Below are 2,532 nucleotides of genomic sequence, written 5' to 3' on the forward strand. Positions count from 1 at the left end.
GTAAGCATACGCCGAGGACCGCGGGAAGTTGGATCAGGCGGCGAGAGCGACCCGAGCGTCCCGCCAGTTCCAGGGGAGCAACTCGTCGATCCGGTTGACGGGATGGTCTGCGATGCGGGCGAGGACGACGGTGAGCCATGCCTGGGGATCGACGTCGTTGAGGCGACAGGTCTGGATGAGCGAATAAGCGACCGCCGCCCGCTGGCCACCTCGGTCGGAGCCGCAGAATAGCCACGACTTGCGTCCGAGGGGCACACAGCGCAGCGACCGTTCGGCGGAATTGTTCGATAGGCAGACCCTGCCATCGGTGAGGAAGCGGGTGAACGCGCCCCAGCGGCGCAGCATGTAGTTGATCGCCTTGGCGAGATCGTGATTGCGCGAGATCCGGGCGAGCTGCGCGTTCAGCCAGTCGTTGAGTTCGGCCATCAGCGGCGCGCTGAGTTCCTGACGGGCCGCGAGACGTTCGGCCGGGCTCTGGCCGTTGATGCCGCGCTCGATGGCGAACAGGGCATCAAGCTTCTGCACGGCCTCGAGTGCGATCGGATAGACGATCCCGGCCTTCTCGCCGCGGCTCTTCTTGCGAGCCGCGCCCTCGACGTCGGCCAGCTCGAAGAATTTCCTCCTCGCATGGGCGAAGCATCCAGCCTCGAGGATCGGCCCCGGCTGCCGGTTCGGATCGTAAAGCTCGTTGTAGCCGCCATAGGCGTCCGCCTGCAGAATCCCCGTCCAGGCCGCAAGATGGCGTCGTGGGTGATCGCCTCGCCGGTCGCGCGAATAGTAGAAGACGACCGAGGGCGGATCATTACCGCCGAAGGGTCGATCGTCGCGGACGTAGTCCCACAATCGCCCGGTGATGGTCTTGCCCTTGGCCATAATCGGCACGGTGGTGTCGTCGCCGTGCAGGCGCTCGGCGGCCAGTGTGTGGGCCTCGATGAGCTGGTATATCGGCATGAGCGCCCGACAGGCCGCGCCGATCTGGTCGGCGAGCGTCGAGACGCTGAGCGGCACGCCTTCGCTGGCAAAGCGCTCGGCCTGCCGATGGAGCGGCTGATGCTGGCCGTACTTGTCGAACAGCAGCATGGCGAGGAAGCTGGGCCCGGCCCAACCGCGCGGAGTGACGTGGAACGGGGCCGGCGGCTGCGTGATCTTCTCGCAGTCCCGGCAGGCGAACTTCTCACGCACGGTCTGGATCACCTTCCACGAGCGCGGGATCACTTCCAGCGTCTCGGTCACATCCTCGCCGAGCTTGGACAGCCGATTGCTGCCGCAGGCTGGGCACGAGCACGGCGTGGAGACGACGACACGTTCGCGCGGGAGGTGATCGGGGAACGGCTTCCTGACCGGCTTCTTGCGCTCGAACGCGACGACGGTGGTCGTCTTCGCCGCGGCAGCTTCGGCGGCAAGTTCGTCTTCGGCCGCGTCGGCTTCGAGATCCTCAAGTTCAAGCTCGAACTGTGCGAGCAGCCGCTCGGTGCGTTCGGCGCTGGCGCCATACTGCTCGCGCCGCAGCTTGGCATTCTGCAGCTTGAGATGCGCAATCATCGCCTCGGCTGCGGTCTCACGGGCGCGGGCATTGGCCAGGGCGGCCTCCGCTTCATCCGCCCTCTGGGTCGCCATCGCGAGCAGCGCCTGAAGCGCTTCCACGTTGTTCGGAAGGGGCGAAACGGCGGCTTCCATGAGAGGGAGTGAATCATCGTCAGCCCCTCCGATCAAGCCGAAAATACGCCGACTTTACCAGCTATCCGGCACTCTGTGGCCGCCAGGAATACTGCGGGTTGCGCCAGTCGATCCCGTCGAGCAGGCAGGCAAGCTGCGAACTCGTCAGCGACACCACACCGTCCTTCGCCGAGGGCCAGATGAAGCGGCCCTTCTCGAGCCGCTTGGCGTAAAGCGACATGCCGATCCCGTCGTGCCAAATGATCTTCACCAGCGTGCCGCTGCGCCCCCGGAAGACCCAGAGATCGCCGGCAAACGGGTCGCGCGAGAAATTGTGCTGCACCATCGCCGCCAGGCTCTGCATCCCGCGACGCATATCGGTGTGGCCCATCGCTATCCACACCCGCGCGCCCGAAGGGATCATCGCAGCGCCTTCAGTGCTGAAGCCACCTGCGCAGGCGAGGCCGATGCGAAGATGCTCACCCGCTTGCCACGCGCCAACTCGACAATCATCGCGGGTTGCAGACCTGGGCGGACCGATCCTTCGTCCTCGACGACCACAGCCTCAGCGAAGCTCGGCGCCGGCAACATGTCCGAGGTCGTATCGGCTTGCGCTTCGCGGACCTTGCGCCGCCAAGTGTAGATCAACGCCGTCGAGATATCGTGCCGTCGGCAAACTTCGGCGACGCAGGCCCCCGGCGAAAACGCCTCGGTCAGAATTTGCAGCCGCTCATCATCACTCCAACGCCGGCGCCGTACCGGCCCCGAAAACACCGTGATCTGCCCCATCGACCGCTCCCAAGCGCACAAAAAGGAGCACGCTTAAGACCGATCACTCACCTGCCAAGCAAGGCGGGTCTCCCCGGACGGTTACGG

3 protein-coding genes are annotated in these 2,532 nt (G+C 65.5%); all 3 read right to left on the reverse strand.

Annotated features, from left to right (window positions below; translation table 11 throughout):
* Positions 1 to 33: 33 nt before the first annotated feature.
* Complete coding sequence (gene tnpC / locus SX1_RS22110; protein ID WP_019054850.1) at positions 34 to 1,677, reverse strand: IS66 family transposase; 1,644 nt, start codon at positions 1,675 to 1,677, stop codon at positions 34 to 36.
* A gap of 61 nt (positions 1,678 to 1,738) precedes the next feature.
* Entirely contained in the window at positions 1,739 to 2,080 is a 342-nt protein-coding gene (gene tnpB, locus SX1_RS22115) for an IS66 family insertion sequence element accessory protein TnpB (protein ID WP_019054851.1), read from the reverse strand.
* Entirely contained in the window at positions 2,077 to 2,445 is a 369-nt protein-coding gene (gene tnpA, locus SX1_RS22120; RefSeq protein ID WP_019054852.1) for an IS66-like element accessory protein TnpA, read from the reverse strand. Before tnpA ends, tnpB begins: the two co-directional genes overlap by 4 nt.
* Between the last annotated feature and the right edge of the window lie 87 nt (positions 2,446 to 2,532).

Source organism: Sphingobium xenophagum NBRC 107872, from assembly GCF_000367345.1.
Classification (GTDB): Bacteria; Pseudomonadota; Alphaproteobacteria; order Sphingomonadales; family Sphingomonadaceae; genus Sphingobium; species Sphingobium xenophagum.